At 60.3% G+C, this 24,817-nt stretch carries 25 protein-coding genes; 12 read left to right on the top strand and 13 right to left on the bottom strand.

All coding sequences use genetic code 11. The annotated features are described in order from the left end of the window. Positions 1–85 precede the first annotated feature (85 nt). Positions 86–997 (bottom strand): oxygen-dependent coproporphyrinogen oxidase, encoded by a 912-nt coding sequence (gene hemF / locus ACQ7C1_RS19535; protein WP_430959498.1) that lies wholly within the window; start codon positions 995–997, stop codon positions 86–88. A gap of 168 nt (positions 998–1,165) precedes the next feature. Here hemF and ACQ7C1_RS19530 point away from each other — a divergent pair, with 168 nt between their 5' ends. Next, the gene (locus ACQ7C1_RS19530) at positions 1,166–1,426 is read left to right on the top strand and encodes a hypothetical protein (RefSeq protein WP_085778923.1); all 261 of its coding nucleotides are present in this window, start codon (positions 1,166–1,168) and stop codon (positions 1,424–1,426) included. Positions 1,427–1,429: 3 nt separating this feature from the next. Here the strand turns inward: ACQ7C1_RS19530 and ACQ7C1_RS19525 are convergent, their stop codons facing one another. Further along, complete coding sequence (locus ACQ7C1_RS19525; RefSeq protein WP_430959497.1) at positions 1,430–3,076, bottom strand: Na/Pi cotransporter family protein; 1,647 nt, start codon at positions 3,074–3,076, stop codon at positions 1,430–1,432. Between the two features lie 200 nt (positions 3,077–3,276). Next, positions 3,277–3,738: a tRNA (cytidine(34)-2'-O)-methyltransferase gene (locus tag ACQ7C1_RS19520; protein WP_430959496.1), complete on the bottom strand. Its 462-nt coding sequence runs from the start codon at positions 3,736–3,738 to the stop codon at positions 3,277–3,279. A 384-nt stretch (positions 3,739–4,122) separates the two neighbouring features. On the opposite strand from ACQ7C1_RS19520, the gene ACQ7C1_RS19515 reads away from it, so the two are divergent. Then, positions 4,123–5,979 (top strand): ABC transporter ATP-binding protein, encoded by a 1,857-nt coding sequence (locus tag ACQ7C1_RS19515; RefSeq protein ID WP_430959495.1) that lies wholly within the window; start codon positions 4,123–4,125, stop codon positions 5,977–5,979. A gap of 101 nt (positions 5,980–6,080) precedes the next feature. On the opposite strand, the gene ACQ7C1_RS19510 is transcribed toward ACQ7C1_RS19515, so the two are convergent. Continuing rightward, positions 6,081–6,311, bottom strand: coding sequence for a CopG family transcriptional regulator (locus ACQ7C1_RS19510; protein ID WP_085778920.1), 231 nt, complete (start codon positions 6,309–6,311; stop codon positions 6,081–6,083). Between the two features lie 161 nt (positions 6,312–6,472). Between ACQ7C1_RS19510 and ACQ7C1_RS19505 the strand changes: the two genes are divergently transcribed. Continuing rightward, positions 6,473–8,386 carry an ABC transporter ATP-binding protein gene (locus ACQ7C1_RS19505; RefSeq protein ID WP_430959494.1) on the top strand — a complete coding sequence of 638 codons (1,914 nt, stop codon included), beginning with the start codon at positions 6,473–6,475 and terminating at the stop codon, positions 8,384–8,386. Here the strand turns inward: ACQ7C1_RS19505 and ACQ7C1_RS19500 are convergent. Next, positions 8,342–9,274 (bottom strand): endonuclease/exonuclease/phosphatase family protein, encoded by a 933-nt coding sequence (locus ACQ7C1_RS19500; protein WP_430959493.1) that lies wholly within the window; start codon positions 9,272–9,274, stop codon positions 8,342–8,344. The genes ACQ7C1_RS19505 and ACQ7C1_RS19500 overlap by 45 nt on opposite strands. A 286-nt stretch (positions 9,275–9,560) precedes the next feature. Between ACQ7C1_RS19500 and petA the strand changes: the two genes are divergently transcribed. The 4 genes from petA to ACQ7C1_RS19480 all read left to right on the top strand — a co-directional run bounded on the left by petA (position 9,561) and on the right by ACQ7C1_RS19480 (position 13,002). Beyond that, positions 9,561–10,139 carry a ubiquinol-cytochrome c reductase iron-sulfur subunit gene (petA, locus tag ACQ7C1_RS19495; protein WP_011426278.1) on the top strand — a complete coding sequence of 193 codons (579 nt, stop codon included), beginning with the start codon at positions 9,561–9,563 and terminating at the stop codon, positions 10,137–10,139. 14 nt (positions 10,140–10,153) lie between these two features. Next, positions 10,154–11,434: a cytochrome b gene (locus ACQ7C1_RS19490; RefSeq protein ID WP_085778917.1), complete on the top strand. Its 1,281-nt coding sequence runs from the start codon at positions 10,154–10,156 to the stop codon at positions 11,432–11,434. 25 nt (positions 11,435–11,459) lie between these two features. Further along, positions 11,460–12,344, top strand: a complete 885-nt coding sequence (locus ACQ7C1_RS19485) for a cytochrome c1 (protein ID WP_430959492.1) — start codon at positions 11,460–11,462, stop codon at positions 12,342–12,344. 115 nt (positions 12,345–12,459) lie between these two features. Further along, on the top strand, positions 12,460–13,002 hold the full coding sequence (locus ACQ7C1_RS19480) for an adenine phosphoribosyltransferase (RefSeq protein ID WP_020921912.1): 543 nt from the start codon (positions 12,460–12,462) through the stop codon (positions 13,000–13,002). An 18-nt stretch (positions 13,003–13,020) separates the two neighbouring features. On the opposite strand, the gene ACQ7C1_RS19475 is transcribed toward ACQ7C1_RS19480, so the two are convergent. Both ACQ7C1_RS19475 and ACQ7C1_RS19470 read right to left on the bottom strand, forming a co-directional pair. Continuing rightward, a complete protein-coding gene (locus ACQ7C1_RS19475) occupies positions 13,021–13,488 on the bottom strand; it encodes a MaoC family dehydratase (protein ID WP_430959491.1) in 468 nt (155 codons plus the stop codon). After that, positions 13,485–13,976, bottom strand: coding sequence for a MaoC family dehydratase (locus ACQ7C1_RS19470; RefSeq protein ID WP_285191427.1), 492 nt, complete (start codon positions 13,974–13,976; stop codon positions 13,485–13,487). Before ACQ7C1_RS19470 ends, ACQ7C1_RS19475 begins: the two co-directional genes overlap by 4 nt. 191 nt (positions 13,977–14,167) lie before the next feature. On the opposite strand from ACQ7C1_RS19470, the gene ACQ7C1_RS19465 reads away from it, so the two are divergent. Continuing rightward, entirely contained in the window at positions 14,168–15,241 is a 1,074-nt protein-coding gene (locus tag ACQ7C1_RS19465; RefSeq protein WP_430959490.1) for a hypothetical protein, read from the top strand. 15 nt (positions 15,242–15,256) lie between these two features. On the opposite strand, the gene ychF is transcribed toward ACQ7C1_RS19465, so the two are convergent. Continuing rightward, on the bottom strand, positions 15,257–16,360 hold the full coding sequence (gene ychF / locus ACQ7C1_RS19460) for a redox-regulated ATPase YchF (protein WP_430959489.1): 1,104 nt from the start codon (positions 16,358–16,360) through the stop codon (positions 15,257–15,259). Between the two features lie 154 nt (positions 16,361–16,514). Here ychF and ACQ7C1_RS19455 point away from each other — a divergent pair, with 154 nt between their 5' ends. The 3 genes from ACQ7C1_RS19455 (at position 16,515) to clpS (ending at position 17,584) form a co-directional block, all read left to right on the top strand. Further along, positions 16,515–16,793, top strand: a complete 279-nt coding sequence (locus ACQ7C1_RS19455; protein WP_430959488.1) for an AbrB/MazE/SpoVT family DNA-binding domain-containing protein — start codon at positions 16,515–16,517, stop codon at positions 16,791–16,793. Next, on the top strand, positions 16,783–17,181 hold the full coding sequence (locus tag ACQ7C1_RS19450) for a type II toxin-antitoxin system VapC family toxin (RefSeq protein WP_430959487.1): 399 nt from the start codon (positions 16,783–16,785) through the stop codon (positions 17,179–17,181). Before ACQ7C1_RS19455 ends, ACQ7C1_RS19450 begins: the two co-directional genes overlap by 11 nt. A gap of 91 nt (positions 17,182–17,272) precedes the next feature. After that, the gene (gene clpS / locus ACQ7C1_RS19445) at positions 17,273–17,584 is read left to right on the top strand and encodes an ATP-dependent Clp protease adapter ClpS (protein WP_004680128.1); all 312 of its coding nucleotides are present in this window, start codon (positions 17,273–17,275) and stop codon (positions 17,582–17,584) included. Positions 17,585–17,593: 9 nt separating this feature from the next. Here the strand turns inward: clpS and ACQ7C1_RS19440 are convergent, their stop codons facing one another. The 5 genes from ACQ7C1_RS19440 to ACQ7C1_RS19420 all read right to left on the bottom strand — a co-directional run bounded on the left by ACQ7C1_RS19440 (position 17,594) and on the right by ACQ7C1_RS19420 (position 22,814). Continuing rightward, entirely contained in the window at positions 17,594–18,055 is a 462-nt protein-coding gene (locus ACQ7C1_RS19440; RefSeq protein WP_221112145.1) for a GNAT family N-acetyltransferase, read from the bottom strand. Continuing rightward, on the bottom strand, positions 18,052–18,783 hold the full coding sequence (gene pth, locus ACQ7C1_RS19435; protein ID WP_430959486.1) for an aminoacyl-tRNA hydrolase: 732 nt from the start codon (positions 18,781–18,783) through the stop codon (positions 18,052–18,054). Before pth ends, ACQ7C1_RS19440 begins: the two co-directional genes overlap by 4 nt. 92 nt (positions 18,784–18,875) lie before the next feature. Next, positions 18,876–19,589, bottom strand: coding sequence for a substrate-binding periplasmic protein (locus tag ACQ7C1_RS19430; RefSeq protein ID WP_430959485.1), 714 nt, complete (start codon positions 19,587–19,589; stop codon positions 18,876–18,878). Positions 19,590–19,613: 24 nt separating this feature from the next. Next, complete coding sequence (locus ACQ7C1_RS19425) at positions 19,614–21,965, bottom strand: EAL domain-containing protein (protein WP_430959484.1); 2,352 nt, start codon at positions 21,963–21,965, stop codon at positions 19,614–19,616. Between the two features lie 234 nt (positions 21,966–22,199). Then, positions 22,200–22,814, bottom strand: coding sequence for a 50S ribosomal protein L25/general stress protein Ctc (locus ACQ7C1_RS19420; RefSeq protein ID WP_430959483.1), 615 nt, complete (start codon positions 22,812–22,814; stop codon positions 22,200–22,202). Positions 22,815–23,216: 402 nt separating this feature from the next. Here ACQ7C1_RS19420 and ACQ7C1_RS19415 point away from each other — a divergent pair, with 402 nt between their 5' ends. Continuing rightward, positions 23,217–24,767 carry a hypothetical protein gene (locus tag ACQ7C1_RS19415; RefSeq protein WP_430959482.1) on the top strand — a complete coding sequence of 517 codons (1,551 nt, stop codon included), beginning with the start codon at positions 23,217–23,219 and terminating at the stop codon, positions 24,765–24,767. Positions 24,768–24,817 lie beyond the last annotated feature (50 nt).

Here is a 24,817-nt window from a genome sequence, read left to right as displayed (position 1 = left end):
TGTTACGCACGTACATATAAAGTTAGGACTCACTGAATTTTTATGAAGGTCCCTCAGCTCGAATTATCAATGAGATTTTACAGTCTCACGGCCATCGCACGACAGGCGGCAGCGACGAGAGAATGGATTCGACGTTGCCGCCGGTCTTCAGGCCGAAGATGGTGCCGCGATCATACAGCAGATTGAATTCGACGTAACGGCCTCGGCGGATCAACTGTTCGTCACGATCGGCTTCCGTCCATAGCTTGTTGAAGTTGGAGCGAACGATCTTCGGATAGACCATGGCGAAAGCCCTGCCGACATCCCGCGTGAAGGCGAAATCGGCGTCCCAGCCGCCGGCTTCCTGGCTCGAATGCAGCCAGTCATAGAAGATGCCGCCGATGCCGCGGGGCTCGTTGCGGTGCTTGAGGAAGAAGTAGTCGTCGCACCAGGCCTTGTAGGCGTGGTAATCGGCGACGGCGTGATTGCGGCAGGCGATCTCCATGGCCTTATGGAAGAGCTGGCTGTCCTCGTCCTCCTGAGTGCGGCGGCGCGACAGCACCGGCGTCAGGTCGGCGCCACCGCCGAACCAGCGGCTTGTTGTCACCACCATGCGGGTGTTCATATGCACCGCGGGAACATTGGGGTTGACGGGATGGGCGATCAGCGAGATGCCCGAAGCCCAGAAACGCGGATCGTCCTTGGCGCCCGGTATCTGGGCCCGGAACTCCGGAGAAAATTCGCCATGGACCGTTGATGTATGGACGCCGACCTTTTCGAAGACGCGGCCTTCCATCATCGACATGCGGCCGCCACCGCCGGCGCCGTTTTCACGCGACCAATTCTTGGCGACGAAGCGGCCGGGTTCCTGATCGGAAAGGGGGCCCTGCAATTCGTCTTCGAGGGATTCGAAGGAGGCGCAGATCGTATCGCGCAGTCCTTCGAACCAGTTGCGGGCGGCCGTCTTCTTCTCTTCGATATCCTCAGGCAAGCCGATCGGCAGTTCCGGTCTTTCCATGTCACGCCTCCGCGGCCGACATCCGTTCACGATGCGACTCGCTCATTCCTCGTTGCCCGCCACATCTAGCAGGTGGCGCCGCCTCTCGCCAAGCTGCGGCCGGGGCATCCGAGATTCGACTCGCAAAACAAGGGTTTCGATATTATCTTTTCGACAGAGGTAGGGTTGATGGCAAAAATTCCAGGACCTCCGTCCTTCGACGGCCTGAAGCGCAGAATGGCCAGACACCGGGCGGAAAATCCCCCCCGTAAGAAAGACCATTTCGTGCGGGAGACATATTGCCTCGGCCTAATTGATGCCCGCGCCAAGGCGCGTGAATGGTTCGACGAATATCCGAAAGCCGCCTATTGGACGGAAGTGGAAAGCTGGCGCCAGCTCGACGGTGACCGGATCGAATTCACCATGCGCCGCCTGCCTTCGGCGGACTGACCGTCACTCCGCGACGGCGCGCACTCGGCTTTCGATCAGAAGGCCGCTTTCATCCAGGATCGGATGCGCTACCGAGACGATGTGGGCGTTGATCCTCTTCAGGTCGCGCAGCATATCGAGATGCAGCGAGCTTGTCTGCAGACTGTCGGCGCGTCCGTCGCGCAGGCGTTCCAGATGGTGTTCGGCCGACTGTTTCTCCATGCGCCGGACCTCCACCTTTGTCTCCATCATCTGACGCGCAAGATTGAAATCGCGAGTGACGAAGATCGTCTGGGCGACACGAAGATTGTCGATCGTCAGGTCGAACAGCTTGCGTAGTTCCTGATGACCATCGTCGGAAAATCTGAGCCCGAGGGAGATCTTCTTCCTCACCTGTTCCAGCAGGCCCTTTTCGATGATGTCGCCCATGTGTTCGAGGTTGATGGCATAGTCAATGACGACGATCGAGCGGCGGGCATTTTCGTCGCTGAGCCCCTCGCGGCCGAGCTTCGACAGATAGACCTTCACCGCCTGCTGCAGCTTGTCGACGCGCTCTTCGAGGGTCGCGATTTCGGAAAGCTTGGAAGAGTCATTGCCTTCGAAGGCCTCGGAGACCCGGATCAGCATGCGCTCGATGAGGTCGCCGATGCCGAGCACTTCGCGGGTGGCGCTGGTTAGAGCAATGACGGGCGTCGAAAGCTCATGCGCGTCCAGATATTTCGGCGCGGTGTCCGGCTCGGCCTGGTCCGGGACCAGCCGGGTCATCAGGGTGGCGAGCGGTCGGGAGAAGGGCCAGGCGAGTGCGGCGAGCAGAAGATTGAAGAGCAGATGCGCGTCGACGGGCAGTTTGGACGGGCCGAAGGGCAACATCTGAATGAGCTCCGCACCGTAGCCCGCAAGCGGCAGGGCGATGACGCAGCCGAGCGTGCGGACGGCGAGATTGCCGAGAGTGACGCGCCGCGCGGAGGCCGGGCCGGACAGCGTCGCGACGACAGGGGGTATTGCGCCGCCTAGATTGGCGCCGAGCACGAGCACGATGACCAGCTCGGCCGAGATCAGTCCGGCCGAGGCGAGCGACAGGATGAGCACCACCACCGCCAGGCTGGACGATGAGACGAAGGCGAGCGCTGCCGAGAAGAGGAGCGCCACGGGCAGAGCGCCGTCCAGCAGGCTGATGAAAGCGGCGAGAGCGGGTGAGGCGCGCATCGGCTCCGTCGCAAGGCTCAGGAGATTTAACGACAACAGCATCAGGCCGATTCCGATCAGCGCTGCGCCGCCGCCTTGGCGGGTGCTGGAGCGACCGCGGTAAAGCACGATGCCGCAGAGGATCAGGAGTGGAGAGAGCCATTCGATGCCAGTCGCGACGATCCATGCGGTGATCGCGGTGCCGACATTGGCGCCGAGCAAGACGATCTGGGCCATGCGCGGCTTGATCAGGTCACGTTCGACGAAGGAGGCGGTCATCAGCGCCGTTGCCGTCGAGCTCTGCAGCGCCACGGTCGCCACCAGCCCCGACAGGAATGAGCGAAGGCCGCCGCGCGTGCCAGTCGCCAGCCCGGTTCTCAGCCGGGCGCCGAAGGCCCTGGATACGCCGTCCTTAACCTGCGCGAGGCCGAACAGCAGCAGCGCCACGGCTCCGAACAGGTTGATCATGATGATCGTAGAATCCATCTTCTTGTTTTAGTCTGCCTTCATCGGTTTGGAGGGGTATTGGCCTGAGGACTCATCTTCTCAAGCCATTGAAATTGTGCCAATCCTCCGATATTTTTGATTGCCCGGCTAATAGATATACTCCGGTTTGAAGGATTCACAATGTTCGATTTCCGACACTTCAGCAATATATCAGACGATCTTTTCCAAGCCGGGGCTGATCAAGTCCAGCCGGTCTGCCGCATCGCCTCGCCGACGATCATGGCTGCCGAAATTGCGACATTGATCGAGCGCTGACCCTCGACCATCGGGATGAGGATACGGGCGTCAGCTCTTTCGTGGACGTGATCCGGCACACCGGCGCTTTCGCGGCCGAAAAGCAGCACGTCATCCGGCCGGAAGGTGAAGTCGGTATAGTGATCGGCAGCCTTGGTGGAGGCGAGGATCAGGCGCCGGTCGGTCGTGGCGCGCCAGGCCTCGAAGCGGTCCCAATTGACGTGGCGGGTCAGCGCGGCGGCGGCGACATAATCCATGCCCGATCGTTTCAGGTTACGATCGGAGACGTCAAAGCCGGCGGGCTCGATCAGATCCACGGTGAAGCCGAGGCAGGCGGCAAGGCGCAGGATCGTGCCTGTATTGCCGGGAATGTCCGGCTGGTAGAGTGCCAGTCTGAGATTCGTCATTCAGGCGCCGCCCGTTCGTTTCGACGCGGGAGGCCTAATACAACTGTGATTTCAGCGCAACAGGGCGCAGTTTGGCCCAGAAACGCTTTATTCGCGCCAGTTCGGGGCTGGAAATTTCGCAGTTTTCGCGTTATGCATGCACATCTTCGAACGCCAGCAGGGAGGGCCTCATGAATATTTTGCTCATTATGCGCTTTCCCGCCGTGATGCCGACCAAGGCGACATGGCGCCGCTAGAGCGGGCTTCCTTCTAAAACTTCCCTTTTGATCAATCGTGCGGCTGTTTCAGCCTCGCCCCTTGAACGTCCGGTTCCCATATGTGCTTGCATAGCGCCGGGATGGCGCGAAGCCGGGAGCCGGAATGCTGATGTTTCGGAGCAATTTCATGTTTGGCTGGTTCGAACAGCGACTCAATCCCTTTCCGAGCGAGGAGCCCGTCGCGCCCCCGAAAGGTCTCTTTGCCTTCTGCTGGCATTACAGCAAACCGGCAGCGCCGTGGCTCGGCCTGATGGCCCTTCTGACGGCGTCGATTGCCGTTGGCGAAGTGGCGCTCTTCCAGTTCCTCGGCGATATCGTCGACTGGCTGACCAATGCCGACCGCGCCACCTTCCTGCAGACGGAAGGCCACAAGCTGTTCTGGATGGCGGCGCTGGTGCTGGTCGGCTTGCCGCTGGCGGCCGGGCTCGATTCCCTCATCATGCACCAGATGCTGCTCGGCAATTATCCGATGATGGCGCGCTGGCAGATGCACCGCTTCCTGCTGCGCCACAGCATGACATTCTTCGCCAATGAGTTTGCCGGGCGCGTCGCGACCAAGGTGATGCAGACATCCCTTGCCGTGCGCGAAACTGTCATGAAGATCCTCGACGTCTTCGTCTATGTCGTCAGCTATTTCCTGACGATGATCATCGTGATTGCCGCTGCCGACTGGCGGCTGATGATCCCGATCCTCATCTGGCTCGCCATCTATATCAGCATCGTGTCGTACTTCGTGCCGCGGCTTCGCAAGATCGCGGCCCAGCAGGCGGATGCGCGTTCGATGATGACGGGCCGCGTAGTCGACAGCTATACGAACATCGCCACCGTCAAGCTGTTCTCGCATGCTGGACGTGAGGAGATCTATGCCAAACAGGGCATGGACGAGTTCCTGCAGACCGTGCACAAGCAGATGCGCAAGGTGACGCTGTTCCATATCAGCGTCTACCTGAACAACTGCGTCGCGCTCTTCGTCGTCTCGGGCCTGTCGATCTGGTTTTGGCTGAATGGGGCGATCTCGGTCGGCGCGATCGCTATCGCCATCGGTCTTGCCATGCGCGTCAACGGCATGTCGCAATGGATCATGTGGGAGGTCTCGGCGCTATTCGAGAATATCGGCACCGTCTATGACGGCATGGAGATGATGAGCAAGCAGCACGACATCATCGACAAGCCGAATGCGCCTGACATGACGGCGAAGAAGGGGGCGATCCATTACGATCGCATCCGCTTCCACTATGGCCAGGGCAAGGGTGTCATCGACAATCTGTCGCTCGACATCAAGGCAGGTGAGAAAGTCGGTCTTGTCGGTCGTTCCGGCGCCGGCAAGACGACGCTGATGAACCTGCTCTTACGCTTCTACGATCTGGAAGCCGGCCGCATCACCATCGACGGGCAGGATATATCAGGCGTCTCGCAGGAGAGCCTGCGTTCGCTGATCGGCGTCGTGACACAGGATACGTCGCTGCTGCATCGCTCGATCCGCGACAACATCGCCTACGGCCGGCCGGAGGCGACTGACACCGAGGTGATCGAAGCCGCCAAGCGGGCCAATGCCTGGGAGTTCATCGAAGGGCTCGTCGACATGCAGGGGCGCCAGGGGCTTGACGCGCAGGTCGGCGAACGCGGCGTCAAGCTCTCCGGCGGCCAGCGCCAGCGCATTGCGATCGCTCGCGTCTTCCTGAAGGATGCGCCGATCCTGGTGCTCGACGAGGCGACCTCGGCGCTCGACTCGGAAGTCGAAGCGGCGATCCAGGAAAACCTCTTCGCCCTGATGGAAGGCAAGACTGTGATCGCGATCGCCCACCGGCTTTCGACGCTGACGGAGATGGACCGGTTGATCGTGCTCGACAAGGGCCGGATCATCGAGGCCGGTTCGCACGGCGAACTGATCGAAAGCGGCGGCATCTATGCCGACCTCTGGAACCGCCAGTCCGGCGGCTTCCTCTCCGATCACGCCGAGGAGGCGGAAGAGGCCGCGGAATAAAAATCGACCCTCCCGGCGTCAGCGGGGAGGGCATTTTCGTGATTGCGATGATTTGACCTCGCAAGGCGATTGTCGAAGACCGGCTGCGGTCGGGCGTGCTTTCAAAGACTGTCGGCCCAGTCGATCACGCGGTCCTGTTCAACGACAACGATGGTGTTGGCGGCTGCGATCGTGCGCAGTGCCACGATGCGGCGGCGTTCCTCGCTGTCGAGCCAGGCGGCGATAGCCTCGATGACGATCTCGTCGCGCGGCAGCGCCAGGTCGAGAGCCAGGGCATCCAACCTTTCTGCAAGCGGAAGCGGAATATGCGCATTGAGCATTTTCGTTTCCATGACCTTCTCTCCGGTGAAGCGCGATTCTAGCGTCAGATTGCGACGGGTTCGGGGGCAATCAATGGCGATGCCGCCGATGTTATCGTTTATTACCAAAATATTAGGTTGCGTCCGCTTTCCATTCCCTTTGCCGCTCCCCTCAATCCGCCTATATCGCTTCCATGTTTCTGCGACCCGTCTTCCGCCTGTTCGAAACCTGGATCGATCCGTTCCGTCCGCGCGACGACTTGCAGCCGCCACGCGCGACGATCGGTTTCATCTGGTTCTACATCGGCCAGGCGAAGATGCCGTTCATCGCCATGCTCATTCTCGGCGGCACGTCGGCGGCGATCGAGGCTGCGCTCTTCTGGTTCGTCGGACGCCTCGTCGATATTCTCGCTAGTATTACGCCGGGCGCCGGCTGGAGCGGTCTTATCGCGGCCCATGGCGGCGAGCTGTTCGGCATGCTCGCTCTCATCGGGCTCGTGCGCTTCGTCGTCGCCTTCCTGATTGCCCTCGTCGATCAGCAGGTGATCACGCCGGGCTTCTACAATTTAGCACGTTGGCAATCTTATCTCCACGTCTCAAGGCAATCATTGTCGTTCTTTCAGAGCGATTTCTCCGGGCGTATCGTCACCAAGGTCTGGTCTGCCGGCCAGGCAACCGGCGATCTCGTCACGTCTCTGATGGAAAGCGTCTGGTTTGTCGGAATTTATGCGGTAACGACGCTCGTGCTCGTCGCCAGGCTGGACTTTACACTCGCCGCCGTCGTGCTGTTCTGGCTTGGCGCCTTCAGCCTGCTTGCCCGCCACTTCGTCCCGCGGATCCGCCATCACTCCCGCGAAACGGCGGAGGCCGGGTCGATGCTGAACGGCCGGATGGTCGACTCCTGCAGCAATATGCAGACGCTGAAGCTGTTCGCACGCGATGAAGAGAGCGATCGCTACATGCGCCAAGGTTTCGATATCTATCAGGACACGGTGCTGCGCTTCACGCGGTTCATCACTGGCGTGCGGGCCTCCATGGCCCTGCTCTCCGGCCTGATGATCGTGACGATGGCGGGCTTGAGCGTCGATCTCTGGCTGCGCGGCTTGATCACTTCCGGCGCGGTGGCATTTTCGCTGGCGCTGGTGCTGCGGCTGAATTTCCTGCTCGGGCGCCTGATGACGCAGTTCAACGGCATCATGCGCAACCTCGGCACCATCCAGAATTCCGCGGAACTGATTTCACAACCGCTCGGGCTCGTCGATCGGCCCGATGCGAAGAGCCTGGTGATCCGCCATCCCGGCATTTGCTTCGATAATGTCTCCTTTCGCTACGGCAAGGGTCAGCAGCCCGTCGTCGAGAATTTCTCCCTGGCCGTCCGCCCGGGCGAGAAGGTCGGGATCGTCGGGCGTTCGGGCGCCGGCAAATCAACACTGATGAACCTGCTGCTGCGTCTCTATGACATCCAGGACGGACGCATCCTGGTCGATGGTCAGGATATATCGGCGGTGACCCAGGAATCACTCAGGATGCAGATCGGCGTCGTCAGCCAGGATACGTCGCTGCTGCATCGTTCCGTGCGCGACAATATACTCTTCGGACGGCCGGATGCCGGCGAGGAGCGGCTGATTGAGGCGGCCCGGCGCGCCGAAGCCTTCGACTTCATCGCCCGCCTGCAGGATCAGCAGGGCCGCAGAGGTTTCGATGCGCATGTCGGCGAACGCGGCGTCAAACTGTCGGGCGGGCAGCGGCAGCGCATTGCTATTGCACGGGTCATGCTGAAGGACGCGCCTATCCTGGTTCTCGATGAAGCGACGTCGGCGCTCGATTCCGAAGTGGAGGAAGCGATCCAGTCCAACCTCCATCGGATCATGGAGGGCAAGACGGTGCTCGCCATCGCCCATCGGCTGTCGACGATCGCCGCGCTCGACCGGCTGATTGTCGTCGACCTCGGCCGGATTATCGAGGAGGGCAGCCACGACGAGCTGCTTCGCCGCGGCGGGCTCTATGCCGAGCTTTGGGCTCGACAATCCGGCGGCTTCCTCGCGACCGACGAGGATGCAGGCTCACGGATCGAGGACGAATTCCGCCATGAGGCCAAAATGGTTTGATCCGAAATTGTTCTCGATGCGGCGGACCGATTTCAGCCGCAGGGGCGCTTTGCTGAAGACGTGATCGATCGAAATGCCGAAGGGGCCGGCGGCGATCGGCCATGTCGCAGGCTCCAGCGATGCTGTGCCCAAGCCCTGGCTGCGCATGAGATACTGCACATCCGGCGCCAGAATCGACGTATTGAAATCACCGGCAAGCACGAGCGGTCCCGGCAGCGAAGGGATAATCTCGGCGAGATCTTCGACTTCCAGCCCGTGGAATTCGTCATAATACGGTTTGGTCAGGTGCGCGGCGAGGAAGTTGATCTTCTGGCCGTCGAAATCGATCGTCGAGATCGTCAGCCGATTGCGCCACAGCAGGCCGAGGCTGCGGATGCGAGGTTCGATCAGCGGGCGCTTCGACAGGACGAGCGTATCGCATTGCTCCATGCCGACGCCGCAGCCGACGTAATAGGGGTAGGTCTTCAGCAGTCGCGGCAATTCGGACAATACCGGTTCGGCCTCGAGGATGTTGACGACGTCGGCGCCCGAGCCGATCGCCATGTCGGCAATATCGGCGCCGTTTGCGAAATTGTCGTTCTCTATATTGAAGGACATTAGCTTGAAGAGAGCAGGGCGGCTCTCGTCTACCGCAGGCTCGACGAATTCACGCGTCATGACGATGCCGTGGACGACGAGAACCATCGCTGCGCCGAGTGTCAGCAACGCGTACCAATGCCGCTTAAAGAGGAGGGCTATGCCGGAGGCCACTGCTGCGGCCGCCGCCAGATGGATCTGGAAGCTGTAAAAAAGAGAAAGCAGATAGAAATCTTTGACATAGCGCAGCGAGATAATGGCGAGGACGAGCGTTGTGAGAACGCTCATTACGCAAAAGATCGTGTCTCTCATCCGCTCGGGTCCGGCTGGCTGGCTTCGTTGCGGTTGCGCCTAACACGATGGCTTTTTTGTTGCAATGCAACATACGGGCAAGCGGTTGTTTGCCGTAAAAAATTCATCTGAAATTTCCCGCGACATTGTGCCCTCATCCGCCTGTCAAGGCTGGACATAATTTGCGATCAAGCTTAGAACGCGCCGGATTGCCGGGGAATCTATGGCCGAAATGTGTCCAGATCGATTCGCCAGCAGAGGGGGCGGGGCGGAATTCCGCGATAACTGCGCAGAGGATGGTTAAGCCGTGAGCGAACACGTAACGACAAGCGAGGCTTCAGCAGAGCCCACTCGCCGTGATTTCCTTTATCTCACCACTGGTATGGCGGGCGCTGTCGGCGCCGTTGCTGTCGCATGGCCGTTCATCGACCAGATGCGTCCGGATGCGTCGACGCTGGCGCTTGCCTCCATCGAAGTCGATGTCGCGAGCCTCGAGCCCGGCATGTCACTGACGGTCAAGTGGCGCGGCAAGCCGATCTTCATCCGCAACCGCACGCCGGAGGAAGTGAAGGCGGCAGCCGATGTACCGCTGGCGGACCTCAAGGATCCGATCGCGCGCAACGCGAACCTTCCGCCTGAAGCGCAGGCAACCGGTGTTGACCGTTCGGGTGGCAAGGACAAGGAAAACTGGATCGTCATGATCGGCACTTGCACCCATCTCGGTTGCGTTCCGCTCGGTCAGGCCGGTGAGTACAATGGTTGGTTCTGTCCCTGCCATGGCTCGGTCTACGACACGGCCGGCCGCATTCGCAAAGGCCCTGCGCCGCAGAACCTGGCGATTCCGACCTTTTCATTTGTGTCCGATACCAAAATCAAGATCGGTTGAGGGGAGACTGATTTATGAGTGGCCATTCCAGCTACGAACCATCAACCGGCTTCGAAAAATGGGTCGATGCGCGCCTGCCGCTGCCGCGCATGGTCTATGACAGCTTCGTGGCATATCCGGTTCCCAGAAACCTGAACTATGCCTATACCTTCGGCGCGATGCTTTCCGTCATGCTGATCGTGCAGATCCTGACGGGTGTCGTGCTCGCCATGCACTACGCCGCCGACACGACGATCGCTTTCAACTCTGTTGAAAAGATCATGCGCGACGTCAACCACGGCTGGCTGCTGCGTTACCTGCATGCCAACGGCGCCTCCTTCTTCTTCGTCGCCGTCTATCTGCACATTGCCCGGGGCCTCTACTATGGCTCCTACAAGGCACCTCGCGAAATCCTCTGGATCCTCGGCGTGGTCATCTACCTGCTGATGATGGCGACGGGCTTCATGGGCTACGTGCTGCCCTGGGGGCAGATGTCCTTCTGGGGCGCGACCGTCATCACCGGCTTCTTCTCGGCCTTTCCGCTGGTCGGCGAATGGGTGCAGCAGTTCCTGCTCGGCGGCTTTGCCGTCGATCAGCCGACGCTGAACCGCTTCTTCTCGCTGCACTACCTGCTGCCTTTCATGATTGCAGGCGTCGTCGTCCTGCATATCTGGGCGCTGCATGTGACCGGCCAGACCAACCCGACTGGCGTCGAGGTCAAGACGAAGACCGACACCGTGCGTTTCACGCCCTATGCAACGATGAAGGATGCCCTCGGCGTCTCCGTCTTCCTGCTCGTTTACGCCTATTTCGTCTTCTACCTGCCGAACTTCCTCGGTCACGCCGATAACTATATCCCGGCCGATCCGTTGAAGACGCCCGCCCACATCGTTCCTGAATGGTACTTCCTGCCGTTCTACGCGATGCTGCGTTCGATCACCTTCAACATCGGCCCGATCGACTCCAAACTCGGCGGCGTGCTCGTGATGTTCGGCGCGATCATCGTGCTCTTCTTCCTGCCGTGGCTTGACACCTCGAAGGTCCGCTCGGCGGTCTACCGTCCCTGGTACAAGCTGTTCTTCTGGCTGTTCGTGCTCAACGCGATCATCCTAGGCTGGCTCGGTTCGCAGCCGGCGGAAGGCAGCTACGTCATCGTGTCGCAGATCTGCACGCTTCTCTACTTCGCCTTCTTCCTGGTCGCGATGCCAGTTCTGGGTCTGGTGGAAACGCCGCGCCGCATCCCGAACTCGATCACTGAGGCGGTGCTTGAAAAGCGCAACAAGACCACTGGCGCCGCCGCGGCGGCCAATGCGTAAGCGAGCGACGGAAGGGAATAGAACTATGAAAACGCTTGTTGCAAGCATTCTGCCGCTTGCCGTCGCCGCTCTCCTTGGCAGCGCCGCTTTCGCCGAGGAAGCGACGCCCGCGAATGGCGCAGCTCCCGCGCATCACGAGGAAGGGGCGACGCCGCACTATCCGCTAAAGGAGCCAAAGGAGCAGGAATGGAGCTTTGCCGGCCCCTTCGGCCACTACGACAAGGCTCAGCTCCAGCGCGGCCTCAAGGTCTACACGGAAGTCTGTTCTGCCTGCCATTCGATGAGCCTCGTGCCTTTCCGCACGCTCGACGAACTCGGTTATTCCGAGGCACAGGTGAAGGCATTCGCTGCCAATTACGAAGTTCAGGACGGGCCGGACTCGGCCGGCGAAATGTTCACCCGCAAGGCAGTCCCTTCGGATCATTTCCCATCGCCCTTCGCTAATGCTGAAGCCGCGGCTGCGTCCAATAACGGTGCGGCTCCGCCCGATTTTTCGTTGATCGCCAAGGCCCGTGAAGTCGAGCGCGGCTTCCCGCAGTTCGTCTTCGACATCTTTACGCAGTATCAGGAAAGCGGCCCGGACTACATCTACTCGCTGCTGACCGGCTATGAAGAGCCGCCAGTCGGCTTCCAGGTGGCGCAGGGCGCGCATTATAACCCGTATTTCCATGCTGCCGCCGTTCTCGCTATGCCGAAGCCGCTTTCCGACGGGCAGGTAACGTATGACGACGGCGCGCCGGCGACCGTCGACCAATACGCCAAGGACGTTTCCGCCTTCCTGATGTGGGCCGCCGAACCGCATCTCGAGGAGCGCAAGCGCACCGGCTTCATGGTGATGGTGTTCCTGGCGATCTTTACCGTGCTGATCTACCTGACGAAGCGCTCGGTTTACGCCAACAAGGAACATTAAGCGTTCCGTGCCTGAATTCGAAAAGGCGGCTTGCGAGCCGCCTTTTTTGTTGGTTCCACCCTCGGCAATTGATAGGGTGCGGCCGATTTTATGCGCTCGCAGATACGGACGTTCCATGGGCAATACAATTTCGGAGCTCGCAGCCAGCATTCGCTCCATCCCCGACTATCCCAATCCCGGCATCATCTTCCGCGACATCACCACGCTGCTCGGCAACCCCCGTGCTTTCCGCCGGGCGGTCGACGAGTTGGTGCAACCCTACGCCGGCACGAAGGTCGACAAGATCGCCGGCATGGAGGCGCGCGGCTTCATCCTCGGCGGTGCGGTGGCGCATCAGCTTTCCTCGGGCTTCGTGCCGATCCGCAAGAAGGGCAAGTTGCCGCACGACACGGTGCGCATCGCCTACAGCCTGGAATATGGCGTCGATGAAATGGAGATGCATCGTGATGCGGTCCAGCCGGGCGAGAAGGTGATCCTGGTCGACGATCTCATCGCCACCGGCGGCACGGCCGTGGGCGCGACGCAGCTTCTGCGCCAGATCGGCGCGGAGGTGGTCGGCGCCTGCTTCGTCATCGACCTGCCCGACCTTGGCGGCCGCAGGAAGCTGGAAGAACTCGGCGTCGTCGTACACACGCTGGTCGAATTCTCCGGGCATTGAGCCCGTATTGCTGCGGCGTCAGTCGAATTCCAGCACACCGCTTTCAAAGCGCATGACGGGATCGCCGTTCTGATTGACGCCCTCGCAGAGGATGGTGTTGAGATGCCAGCCCGGCCGTGATGCGAGCGGTCGGCTGGAGAGCAGGGCGACGGAATAGGTCACGACGTCACCCGCAAAGACCGGCCGCAGCCATTGCAGCTTCTGAAAGCCGGGTGAGGGGCCGAGGTTCGGCGCCGTCAGGCCCTCCGCGGCGAGTGCGACGCGCTGCCTTTCCCAGAAGGCGAGGAAGGTCCGCATCCAGGCGGCCGTGGTGTGCCAGCCCGAGGCGCAAAGCCCGCCGAAGAGCGTGTCTTTCGCGGCTTCTTTGTCGACGTGAAAACGCTGCGGATCGTGGCGGGTTGCGAAGCGGATGATGTTTTCCTCGGTGAAGGTGTAGGTGCCGATCTCGGCTTTCTGACCGACGGCGTAAAGCTCGGACATTCTCATGCTGACGGCTCCGAGCTCACGTTGGCATCCTCCGGAGTGGGGCGCATGCGGATCATCACGGAATTCTCCGAGAGGCAGACGAGTTCGCCGCGCTGGTTTTCCACCGCGTGGCGGAATTTGACGATGCCCATGCCGGGGCGCGAGCGCATCGGCCGGGCTTCGAGAACGGTCGAATGGCCCTGCAGCGTATCGCCTGCAAGCACCGGCTTTCGCCATTCCATCAGATCGATGCCCGGCGCACCCTCGCAAAGCGCGTCCAGCACGTAGCTGTCTGCCATCATGCGCATGAGCATTGCGGAGGTATGCCAGCCGGAGGCGGCAAGCCCGCCGAGGATGCTGGCGCGACCGGCGGCTTCGTCGAGATGCATCGGCTGCGGGTCGAATTCGCTGGCGAACTCGATGATTTCCTCGGTGAGCACCAGTTTCGGGCCGAGGGCGAAACGGCGGCCGGGTTCAAAATCCTCGAAAGACAGCTTTTCTGCCGGCATTCTCTCCTCCGCCATATCAAGCGCCTAGAACAGGATGTTTTTAGGCCGGTCGGCCTAAATCTGAATTCTGTTCTACATTAAAGAGTTAGAGCATGATGTCGTCCGAAAACCGCTTACACTTTTCGCCATCATGCTCTAGTGCTTACAATAGCATCTGCGCGGGCTCAATGATTCCCGGGAGATAAACCGGTATGACGGAACTGAGGTCGATACTAGACGAGGCGGCGCGCCAGGGGCTGATTTCGTCGGAAGCGGGCGGGCGGCTTCTGCCATTTCTGACCGAGCGTGGCGTGTCTGTTGTTGAGACGCAGAAGGCAGTCGCAGCCGAGGAGCGGGCCTGGTCGGACACCGAGACGCCGCGCTTCGTGCGCGGCTTTCACGACGTGCTGATCACCATCGGCGTTATCGTCGCGCTCGTCGGCCTCTGGGGCTTGGCGCCGCTTTACGCCGTGCCGGTCGCCATCATCGTGCTTTCGGAAATCCTGGTGCGCCGCCAGCGGCTCGCCTTGCCGGCTGTCAGCCTGACAATCGCGCTGTTCTGCTGGACATTTTTGCTGATGTCCCGCGTCTTCACGCCATGGACCTCCGAAATCGGGGCGGATCTGACGCAGTTCGTCGGCGGCTTTCCGATCCTGCTCGGCGTCTATTATGCCCGCTATCGCGTGCCCCTGTCGCTGGCGCTCACTATCATGTCGACGCTTGCCTTGGTGCTCACGCTGCTTTTGCGTCTGGTGCAATGGCTAAGCGGCAATCCCGCGTTTTTCGTCGATCATCTTGGCGTGTTGGCCGCGATCGCTTTCGTCTGTGCGCTCGGCCTGTTCGCGACGGCGCTATATTTTGATCTCGGCGACCGGCTGCGCCGGACGACCCGTTCGGATATCGCCTTCTGGCTGCATCTCGGTGCGGCGCCGGCGCTGCTCTACAGTGCCGTCTCCCTACTGTCGTTCGGGGAAGCCGGCCGTATCTTCGACCTGGCGAACATGTCGGCCCGGACTCCCGTGGTCGTCGCGACCGTGGCGGCGCTGATGCTGATCGGCCTGGTCATCGATCGTCGCGCCTTCGTCACGTCGGGGCTGCTGTCTCTCGGCGTTGCGATCTTCAGCGTCGTCCGCAGGGGAAATGCGACCGTCGATACCTACATCTTCACGACGCTGATCGTTGTCGGCGCGATCGTGCTCATTATCGGAACGGGTTGGATGCCGCTTCGGCGGCTGGTGCTCAGGGCACTGCCGCCGGCAATCGCAAACAGGCTGCCGCCGGGTTAAGGCGGCAGCGATTTTTCAGGTATTGAAACGGAAGTGGATGACGTCGCCGTCCTGGACGATGTATTCCTTGCCTTCGTCGCGCGCCTTGCCGGCATCCTTGGCGCCAACTTCGCCGTTGTACTTAATGTAATCGTCGTAGGCGATGGTGTTGGCACGGATGAAGCCGCGTTCGAAATCCGAGTGGATGACGCCGGCGGCCTGCGGCGCCTTGGTACCGCGCTCGATCGTCCAAGCGCGCGTTTCCTTCGGGCCGACGGTGAAATAGGTGATGAGGTCGAGCAGCTTGTAGCCGGCGCGGATCAGCCGGTCGAGGCCCGCCTCGTCAAGGCCGAGGGCAGAGAGGAATTCCTTGGCTTCCTCTTCGGCAAGCTGGGCGACCTCAGCTTCGATCGCCGCCGAGATAATGACGGTCTCGGCGCCCTGCTCCTTCGCCATGGCGGCGACGGCGGCGGTGAATTCGTTGCCGGTCGAGGCATCGCCTTCGGCGACGTTGCAGACATAGAGCACCGGATGCGAGGTGAGAAGGTTGAGCCCCTTGAGGATGGCGATCTCCTCGGCATCGAGCTTCGACAGCAGTGTGCGCACCGGCTTGCCTTCGTTGAGTAGCTTCAGCGAGGCTTCCATGATCGGCAGCATCGCCATCGACTCCTTGTCCTTGCCAGTGGCGCGCTTGCGCGTCTGCTCGGTTCGGCGCTCCAGGCTCTCGAGATCGGCGAGCATCAGCTCGGTCTCGATCGTCTCGGCATCGGCGACCGGATTGATACGGCCCTCGACATGGGTGATGTCGCTGTCTTCGAAGCAGCGCAGCACATGCACGATCGCATCGACTTCGCGGATATTGGCGAGGAACTGGTTGCCGAGGCCTTCACCCTTCGAGGCACCGCGCACCAGGCCGGCGATATCGACGAAAGAAATGCGGGTCGGGATCAGTTCCTTGGATTTGGCGATGTCGGCCAGCTTGCGCATGCGCGGATCGGGCACGGCGACTTCGCCAGTGTTCGGCTCGATGGTGCAGAAGGGGTAGTTTGCCGCCTGTGCAGCCGCCGTCTTGGTGAGCGCATTGAAGAGGGTCGATTTGCCGACGTTCGGCAGACCGACGATGCCGCATTTGAAGCCCATGGCTTGATCCATATCTATTGGTAACTTTGCCCTGCCTATGCGGGAATGGCCGGCTCGGGTCAAGGGTTTGCGGCACGAATCGAAAAAGCAAGGCCAGCCGGCTTGAAGGTAAGGCGGTTTAGCCTTACCTTTTGGCGGAAAGGATACAGCTGACATGGCAATCCTGACAGTGACGGCAAAAGGACAGGTCACCTTGAGAAAAGAAGTGCTTCGGCACCTCGGGATCAGGCCCGGCGATAAAATCGACGTTGATCTCCTGCCTGGTGGCAAGCTTGAGGTCGTTGCGGTCAAAACGCAGCCGGCCAGCGGTTCCATCGAGAATTTCTTCGGAAGTCTCGAGAACAAGGGCAATATTCATGCGACGCTCAAGGAGATCGATGAGGCCATAAAGGCGGGCTGGGCTGGCGAGGTCGGCATCGCTGATGATCGTTGATACGAATGTGCTCGTGCGGGCGGCCGTGGATGACGATCCGAAGCAAACGGAACATGCAAGGATATTGATGCGCGAGGCTGAACGGCTGTTCGTCTCCAACCTGACGTTCTGCGAGTTCGTCTGGGTCGTCGGCCGGATTTATCGTAAAAGCGCCTCCGAGATCGCTGCGACCATCCGGCTGCTGATAGCCGACAGGAAGGTCGTCTACGACAGAGCAGCTGTCGAGGCTGGATTGTCCTTCCTCGATGCCGGCGGTGATTTCGCCGATGGCGTCATTGTCTTCGAAGGCCGCAGGCTTGGCGGGGAAGTATTCGCGACCTTCGACAGGAAGGCTGCCGCCATCGTCGAAAGCGCCGGGCGAGCCTGCCTGCTGCTCTCGTCGGAGTGATATCCGTCATTGAACTGCCGTGCTGACGATGCAATATAGTCCGGCGGATGTTTCTTCCGCCTTTTCATGTCATCAACGGGTGGATTTTCCGATGAGTGACAATGACGTTGCCCTGAAACCGAAGACCAAGGTGAAGCCGAAGCTGGACAAGCCGAAGCTCTACAAGGTCATTCTCGTCAACGACGATTACACGCCGCGCGAATTCGTCATTGTGATCCTGAAGGTCGTCTTCCGCATGAGCGAGGAGACCGGCTATCGGGTGATGATGACAGCGCATAAGCTTGGCTCCTGCGTGGTCGTGGTCTGCGCCAAGGACATTGCCGAGACCAAGGCCAAGGAGGGTATCGACCTTGCCAAGGAGATGGGTTTCCCGCTGATGTTCACCACAGAGCCCGAGGAATAGCCTTTCAGCTCACGGCCGGCGGATCTGATAGCCGGTCTTGTCCTGCAGGAAGCCACAATTTTCGTAGAACCGCAGCGTCGCCGGGTTCTTCGAGCCGGTGAGCAACATCACCTTATAGCAGCCGGCCTTCCAGGCCTCATTCACCGCATGCCCAATGACGGCGTTGGCATAGCCGCGCCGGCGGTGCTCGGCGTGGGTGACGACGTTTTCGATCAGCGCATAAGAGGCGCCGCCGCGCGTCAAGTTCGGCACGATGATCAGCGTGACGGTGGCGGCGGCGTGAGCGCCGGCAAAGCCGATGAATATGGTCATGCCGGGCTGGGCGAGAATAGCGGAAAAGCGCTCCTCGGCCATGGTCCCGTCGAGAATGGGATCGGTCGGATTCAGATGCCGGTAGAGGACGGTCAGCCCCTCGAGATCATCGGGAGCGGCACTGCGGATGGTAAAATCCTGGTCTGGCACCGGCCTCATTCCCCTTTGTTGCCGAACATCTTCTTTAGCATGTCGGCCATCGGGCCGCTGGCCGGCAGCTTTGGCTGGCTGTTGTTGCGGGCTTGGCGGATATGCGACTGGGCGGCCGGTTTCTTCTCGCTATCCTTGCTTTCCTTCCGCGGCTTTTCCTCGTCGGCCTTGCCACCCACCGCCAGGGCGATCTTGTTCATCAGCTGTGAATCCTCGTTTCGCACCAGCATATCGGCATTGTCGGCCAGCGTATCGAGAAGCGGCTCCAGCCAAGCCTTGTCGGCCTTGGCGAAGTCGCCGAGCACATGGTTATGCACCATTTCCTTGACGCCGGGATGGCCGATGCCGAGGCGCAGCCGCCGGTATTCCTTGCCGCAATGGGCGTCCAGCGACCTGATGCCGTTGTGGCCGCCATGGCCACCGCCGGTTTTCAGCCGCGCCTTGCCAGGGGGCAGGTCGAGTTCGTCATAGATCGCGACGAGCTCGGCGGGCTGGAGCTTGTAGAAGCGCATCGCCTCGCCGACGGCCTCGCCGGAGAGGTTCATGTAGGTCTGCGGCTTGATCAGCAGGACCTTGTCGCCGCCAAGTTCTCCCTCCGCAATTTCGGCCTTGAACTTCTTCGACCAGGGCGAGAAGCTGTGGCGCCGATGGATGGCGTCGACGGCCATGAAGCCGATATTGTGGCGGTTGCCGGCGTATTTGCCGCCGGGATTGCCGAGACCCGCGATGATCAGCATGGCCTGTCGTCCTCGCTTAAGCTTTTCCGACGTTCACCACCCGGAAACGGGAGCAAAGTCAAGCGGAAAGGGCAGTGGCGAACCGAGCGGTATCAGTCCGACAGGTTCATACCGTATTTCTGGAAGATCTGCTTCTGGTCGCCATCGGCAATCAGCTTGTTGAGAGCAGCCTGCATCTTGGCGAGCAGATCGTCGGGAAAACTCTTCTCGCAGGCGATGCCCATGGGCTGGGAGGAGAGCACGGTTACGATCTCCACCGGCTGATCGGCCTTCAGCTTTTCGAAATAGAGTTCGGAGATCGGCATCATGTCGATGCGACCGCTGAGCAGCTTGCGCAGCGTGGCGTTGAAGTCACTGGCGACGTCCAGCTTGGTGAAACCCTTCTCCTTCAGGATCGTCTCGGTGTAGTCCTCGCGCTGGGTGCCGATCGTATATTTCTTTGCTTCTTCGAGATTGCTGGCGGTGACGCCCGAACCCTTGCGGGTGATCAGGATGTTGCGGTCGATGAGCAGCGGCTCGACCCATTTGAACAGCGGATCGCGCGCGCTATTGTGGGCGGTGGCGAAAACACATGTCATCGGCGCAGTGCGGGCAAGGCCGAAAGCACGCGCCCAAGGCATGACTTCGATCGTATAGTCGACGCCGATCGCGGCCATCACCTTTTCGACCTGCTCGACCGTCGCGCCTTTGATCTCTTTGCCTTCGCGATAGTTGAAGGGGGCGTAATCCTCGGTCGTGAAAGCAACCGTCTGTGCGTGGGCGGCGCAAGGCAGCGCCAGCCATGCGAGAAGCAGGAGCTTTTTCATCGTGTCGTCTCCTTCGTTCTTCGTTTACGAGGCGCGTGCGACGGCTGATTGCGGGGCCATCAGTTCCTCAATGAGTGCGGCTGCGTGCTGTGGACGATGGAAGAGATAGCCCTGGCCATAGTCCAGACCCATCTGGTGAAGCGTGCGGCATTCCTCTTCCGTCTCGATGCCCTCGGCGATGACGGTGCAGTTCATCTTGTGGGACAAGGTGGTGATGCCTTCGATCAGCATGCGGCTCTTCTGTCGCACGTCGTCATCGCTGTCGTTTATCGCGCGGGTGAAGGACTGGTCGATCTTGATGATATCGACAGGGAAACGGTTGAGGTAGCTGAGCGACGAGTAGCCGGTGCCGAAATCGTCGAGCGCGATGCGGCAGCCGAAGCGGCGAAGCTCGGTGACGATCATGCGAATCTGCGGGTTGTCGTGCATCAGCACGGCTTCCGTGATCTCGACCACGATGCGCTCGGGGCGGATGCCGTGGCGACCGACGATCGCGGCTAGACGGGCCGGCAGTGCCGGCTCGAACTGCAGCGGCGAGAAGTTGATGGCTAGGTAGGTATCCTGCATCCCCGATATGCGAGAGATTTTCGCGAGATTGGAAATCGCCTTTTCCATGATGACGTTGCCGACGCGGACGATCTTGCCCGTCTCTTCGGCGACGCTGATAATTTCGGCCGGCGGCATCAGACCTTTCTGCGGATGATTAAGGCGCATCAGTGCCTCGAAACCGGCAATGCCGCGGCCGTTGAGATTGACGATCGGCTGCAGGAAGGCTTCAAACCAATTGTCGACGAGGCCGGCTTCGATATTGGCCTCGATTTCGGCGCGGCTGCGGGCGCGGTCGAGCATGGCTTTGTCGAAGAGCTGTGCGCCGTTCTTGCCGTCCCGTTTCTTGGCATACATCGCCATGTCGGATTTCTGCAGCAGCTCGGCCGCGGTCGCGGCGTGATGTGGGTAGATGGCGATGCCGATGGACGCGCTCAGATGCATGTCCGGGGCAAATGGCGTTTCGAAGATTGAGGCGATCTGCTCGCACATCGCCTTTGCGCGCGCTTCGGCGTCCTTCGCAGGCAGGAGGATGGCGAACTCGTCGCCGCCGAGACGGGCCGCCTCGTCGGAGGGGTCAAGATGGGTCTTCAGGCGCTCGACGAGCTCGATCAGCGCGGTGTCGCCGGCGGCATGGCCCATATTGTCGTTGATCCACTTGAAGCGGTCGAGATCGACGAAGAGGCAGGCGAGTTCCTGGCCGGCGGCGTCTGCGGCAGCGATCTTGTTATCAAGCACCGCCTCGAAGCCCTGGCGGTTGAGAAGCCCGGTCAGATGGTCGGTGATTGCCTGGCGATGGTTGCGGTCCTCCGAAGCCTTGAGCTCGGTCACATCCGTCATGACGGACAGCGAGAGGCGGTCGTGAGCGCCGGCGGCCGCCTCCGATTCCATGATGAGGACGTCCATGGTGCGGCCGTCCAGGCAGACGAACTTGACGGTGACCGTCGTGCCGTTTTCGCCCTGGCGGCGCTTGACGAACTTGTCGCGGCTGCTTGACGTGACCAGATCTGCGAAATTCCGGCCGATGATGTCGGCGCGGCTATAACCGGTGGCAAGCAGCCAATAATCGCTGACGGCGGTGATGCGGTCTTCCTCATCGAGCGAGAAGAGCATGGCGGGCGTCAGATTGTAGATATCCGTGGCGCGGCGATGGGCGAGCTTCAGCTCCTTCTCCTCGCTTTCGAGCTTGGTTTGCATCTCGTTAAAGCTACGGGCAAGTCGCCCCATCTCATCGTTTGACTGCCAGTCGACGTGATGGCGCGAGCCGAGCTGCCGAGTGGCCTCGATTGCCGCCGTCAGACGCATCAGCGGCTGGATGACGAAGAACCGGTTGCCGATCAGCGCTGTGCCGAAAACGGTCAGAACCGCGAAGATGAAGATCGAAATGAAGACGACCTCTTCCTGCTTCAGACCGGAAAACAGTCCGAGGGCGGGATAATAGACGCTGATGCTGCCGAGGTTCTTCGGACCGTCGACGGTGTTGTAGATGATGGCGCGCGACACCTGCATGAGCTTACCGTCAAAGGAACGCGGAATGGTGGATTGGCTGACGTCGAGCTGGCCCGACTGATCACGCACCTCGACCTTGACGATGGCGCCTTGGGAAACGACCGTCGCGCTGATCTGGGTGACGCTTTCCTCATCGAGGTCCCAGAGCGGTTTTGCCAGAGCTTGAGCATTGGCGACAAGAAGAACAGAGATATGGTCGCGTATTTCTTTATCGGCGCGTTCCGAGGAAAGAAAAAGGAAAAGAACAAAAAGCGGAGCGACAAAAACAAGCAGCGCTCCGCAAACAATCCCAAAAAACCTGTTCTCAACGGAATTGTTCATGGTTCCGTCTACTCCCCCAGGCCGGCATATTTGCTGTCGCGCGTTCAGGCCGGCTTCTTCGCAGCTGACGGCCCATGCTTTCATGAATATGTTAAATGTTGCTGAAACGGAGGCTTGGCAGGCAATGAAAAGCCCGCCTTCCCCGTGAACTGGTTCTCGAAAGTTGGATGACGACTTTCGGGAACCACTTCACCGGGGAAGGCGGGCCATATGCTTTGCAACTGGTCGAAGCGATCAGGCTTCGGCTTCGCCTTCAGCTTCCGCGGCGCTCTCATCGACGCCGGCAGCCGGAGCGACGATGGTCGCGACCGTGAAGTCGCGGTCGATGACCGGGCTGACGCCCTTCGGCAGGGTGACTTCCGAAATATGGATGCTGTCGCCGATCTTCTTGCCGCTAAGGTCGATGTTGAAGAATTCCGGGATCGCATCGGCCGGGCAGTGAACTTCAACTGCGTGGCGGACGATGTTCAGAACGCCGCCGACCTTGAGGCCCGGAGACTTCGCTTCATTGATGAAGTGAACCGGGATTTCGACGGTCACCTGTGTGTTGCCGGAGACGCGCAGGAAATCGACATGCAGCGTGAAGTCGCGGACCGGATCGAGCTGGTAGTCCTTCGGCAGAACCTTGTACTTCTTGCCGTCGACTTCGATGGTCGCCACGGTGGTCATGAAGCCACCGGCGTGAATGCGCTTCGTCACCTCATTGGTGTTGAGAGAGATGGCAATGGGGGCCTGCTTGTCACCATAGATGACAGCGGGAATCAAACCGTTGCGGCGAAGTTCACGGGCGGACCCCTTACCAACCCGTTCGCGCGCCTCGGCCTTGAGCTCGTAAGTTTCCTGGCTCATGGCTATTCCTTTCGAGGTTATTTGGAGAGTTCGGCGGCAGGCAAAAGCCCAGTTCCGTCGAACCGGAGGCGGGTTTTCCCATCCTCATCCGCGTTGCCTCCAAGGGTGTCTACGCGGACCGGTGGCCTATAGTATAAGTCGCCCGGAAACGCAAGTTGCCGATTGCGCCGGTTTTTTGGCGATGGAGGGGCTTTCGCCGGGGCACTTCATCATCGGAGAGAGCGAACTCGCCCAGATTGCATCCGCACCCATCCCAATGCGAGAACCCTGTTGAAATCACTCGCGATCTGCACCTGGTCAAAGGCAAAATTGCCAGTGCTTATCGCCACTTGGCTTGACATTGCCGCGCTTCGCATCTTTGGATGGCCGCAATCAAAAAGTGGCTGAGGAGAAAACCAGACCATGCGTCTCAAACTTGTCACGGCAACGAGTATGCTTGCCCTTTGCCTTTTCACCGGGGCCGAGGGCGCGGAGATCAACCAGGAGGGCGCCAACGCGGTCAAGGAGACCCTGACGAAGCTGCTTCCGCAGGATTTGGCAAAAAGCGGCTTCATCACCGTCAATCCGGCCGGCGCACGCTATGAGGTCATCTACGATCTGGCGAAGCTGCTTACCAAGGCGGATCCGGCGACGTTTACGATCACGGGGTTGACACCGTTTTCGATGTTCGCCACGCCGCTCGACAGTGGCCTCTGGAACATCGAAGGCGACAACAGGCTCAACGTCTCGGGCCATTTCAAGGGTCCAGACCAGAAGCCGACGGATTTCACCTATTCTATCGCGTCGCTTGTTTATTCCGGCGTCTTCGACCCGGCGATCAGCTATCTGCGCTCCGGCACCTTCGCGGCCAAAGACATCAAGGTGGCCAGCAAGACCGAAACGGAGGAGGTCCATGCCAGCATCGCCAGCATGGATCAGAAGCTGAGTTCGACCGACAGCGCAGGCGGCCATGGACGTATCGATTTCGCCGGCAGTGGCTCGATGTCCGATTTCGTCGAGCAGGTTTCCGGCCTGCAAATGCCGCCTATCGAACTTCGTGCCGGCTCGATCAATGTCGAGGCCAAGGTGAACGGCCTGCCGGCCAAGCAGATTCGTGAGATGGTCTTCTTCGTGCTCGACCATCTCGATGAGAAGGAATTGAGCCCGGAAAACAGCGACAAGATAAAGGGAATAGTGAAGGAAGCCTTCCCGCTTCTGACCTTGTTCAGCGAGACGATCGGGGTCAACGACCTGACCGTCAGCAGCGAGATGGGCAAGGGCGGCGCCAAGGCATTCGGCTACAACCTCGCCATCGACGGGCCGAGCGACGCCATGCGTTTCGGCTTCGGCATGAATGCGCAGGAGATCAGCCTCGACACGCCGCTGATGCCGGCAAACTATTCGGCCTTCATGCCGAGCAACTTCGATTTCCAGCTCGCGCTTCCGAATCTGGATTTCGCAAGCTTCGGCGACGCCCTCATGGCGATGGATTTCAAAGATTCGGCGTCCGAGAAGACCGGCGAGGAGATGGCGAAGAAGCTCTTCCGCGATGGCCGGCTTGCCGTCGAGTTTCCTAAGATCAGTGCCAAATCGCAGGTCTATGACGTCGATATAACCGGCAGGATCGAAGGTCGCGTCGATACCGAGAAGGACTATTCGATGGAGGCGACGATCTTTGCCCGCGATCTCGACAAGACGATCGCGGCGGTTCAGGAGCTTGCCAAGACGGACCCCGACCTCAACCAGGTCTCCTTCGGCATCATGATGGTGAAGGGCTTTGCCAAGACCGATCCGGATGGCCGTTCGCGCTGGGACGTGAGCATCAACCGCGACGGTTCCGTGGCGGTCAATGGCCAGCAGATCAAGGGACCGGATGGTCCGGATCAGGACCAGGATCAGGGGCTGGAGTCGGACGAGCAGCAGGAACCGGATCAAGGTCAGGACGTAGTCCCTGCGCCGCCGCAGCAGCCTTGAACGTTCTTGATTGGAATTGAACAAGAAAGAGGCCGGCTTGTGCCGGCCTT

The organism is Rhizobium sp. Nf11,1 (assembly GCF_050587665.1).
GTDB lineage: Bacteria > Pseudomonadota > Alphaproteobacteria > Rhizobiales > Rhizobiaceae > Rhizobium.
The sequence above is the reverse complement of the archived record's forward strand: the minus strand, read 5'-3'. Positions and strand labels throughout refer to the sequence as shown.

Excerpts from the sequence above, each read along its gene's own strand:
- hemF (WP_430959498.1), bottom strand. The coding sequence starts at position 997 with ATGGAAAGACCGGAACTGCCGATCGGCTTGCCTGAGGATATCGAAGAG.
- ACQ7C1_RS19530 (WP_085778923.1), top strand. The coding sequence starts at position 1,166 with ATGGCAAAAATTCCAGGACCTCCGTCCTTCGACGGCCTGAAGCGCAGA.
- ACQ7C1_RS19525 (WP_430959497.1), bottom strand. The coding sequence starts at position 3,076 with ATGGATTCTACGATCATCATGATCAACCTGTTCGGAGCCGTGGCGCTG.
- ACQ7C1_RS19520 (WP_430959496.1), bottom strand. The coding sequence starts at position 3,738 with ATGACGAATCTCAGACTGGCACTCTACCAGCCGGACATTCCCGGCAAT.
- ACQ7C1_RS19515 (WP_430959495.1), top strand. The coding sequence starts at position 4,123 with ATGTTTGGCTGGTTCGAACAGCGACTCAATCCCTTTCCGAGCGAGGAG.
- ACQ7C1_RS19510 (WP_085778920.1), bottom strand. The coding sequence starts at position 6,311 with ATGGAAACGAAAATGCTCAATGCGCATATTCCGCTTCCGCTTGCAGAA.
- ACQ7C1_RS19505 (WP_430959494.1), top strand. The coding sequence starts at position 6,473 with ATGTTTCTGCGACCCGTCTTCCGCCTGTTCGAAACCTGGATCGATCCG.
- ACQ7C1_RS19500 (WP_430959493.1), bottom strand. The coding sequence starts at position 9,274 with ATGAGAGACACGATCTTTTGCGTAATGAGCGTTCTCACAACGCTCGTC.
- ACQ7C1_RS19490 (WP_085778917.1), top strand. The coding sequence starts at position 10,154 with ATGAGTGGCCATTCCAGCTACGAACCATCAACCGGCTTCGAAAAATGG.
- ACQ7C1_RS19485 (WP_430959492.1), top strand. The coding sequence starts at position 11,460 with ATGAAAACGCTTGTTGCAAGCATTCTGCCGCTTGCCGTCGCCGCTCTC.
- ACQ7C1_RS19480 (WP_020921912.1), top strand. The coding sequence starts at position 12,460 with ATGGGCAATACAATTTCGGAGCTCGCAGCCAGCATTCGCTCCATCCCC.
- ACQ7C1_RS19475 (WP_430959491.1), bottom strand. The coding sequence starts at position 13,488 with ATGAGAATGTCCGAGCTTTACGCCGTCGGTCAGAAAGCCGAGATCGGC.
- ACQ7C1_RS19470 (WP_285191427.1), bottom strand. The coding sequence starts at position 13,976 with ATGCCGGCAGAAAAGCTGTCTTTCGAGGATTTTGAACCCGGCCGCCGT.
- ACQ7C1_RS19465 (WP_430959490.1), top strand. The coding sequence starts at position 14,168 with ATGACGGAACTGAGGTCGATACTAGACGAGGCGGCGCGCCAGGGGCTG.
- ychF (WP_430959489.1), bottom strand. The coding sequence starts at position 16,360 with ATGGGCTTCAAATGCGGCATCGTCGGTCTGCCGAACGTCGGCAAATCG.
- ACQ7C1_RS19455 (WP_430959488.1), top strand. The coding sequence starts at position 16,515 with ATGGCAATCCTGACAGTGACGGCAAAAGGACAGGTCACCTTGAGAAAA.
- ACQ7C1_RS19450 (WP_430959487.1), top strand. The coding sequence starts at position 16,783 with ATGATCGTTGATACGAATGTGCTCGTGCGGGCGGCCGTGGATGACGAT.
- clpS (WP_004680128.1), top strand. The coding sequence starts at position 17,273 with ATGAGTGACAATGACGTTGCCCTGAAACCGAAGACCAAGGTGAAGCCG.
- ACQ7C1_RS19440 (WP_221112145.1), bottom strand. The coding sequence starts at position 18,055 with ATGAGGCCGGTGCCAGACCAGGATTTTACCATCCGCAGTGCCGCTCCC.
- pth (WP_430959486.1), bottom strand. The coding sequence starts at position 18,783 with ATGCTGATCATCGCGGGTCTCGGCAATCCCGGCGGCAAATACGCCGGC.
- ACQ7C1_RS19430 (WP_430959485.1), bottom strand. The coding sequence starts at position 19,589 with ATGAAAAAGCTCCTGCTTCTCGCATGGCTGGCGCTGCCTTGCGCCGCC.
- ACQ7C1_RS19425 (WP_430959484.1), bottom strand. The coding sequence starts at position 21,965 with ATGAACAATTCCGTTGAGAACAGGTTTTTTGGGATTGTTTGCGGAGCG.
- ACQ7C1_RS19420 (WP_430959483.1), bottom strand. The coding sequence starts at position 22,814 with ATGAGCCAGGAAACTTACGAGCTCAAGGCCGAGGCGCGCGAACGGGTT.
- ACQ7C1_RS19415 (WP_430959482.1), top strand. The coding sequence starts at position 23,217 with ATGCGTCTCAAACTTGTCACGGCAACGAGTATGCTTGCCCTTTGCCTT.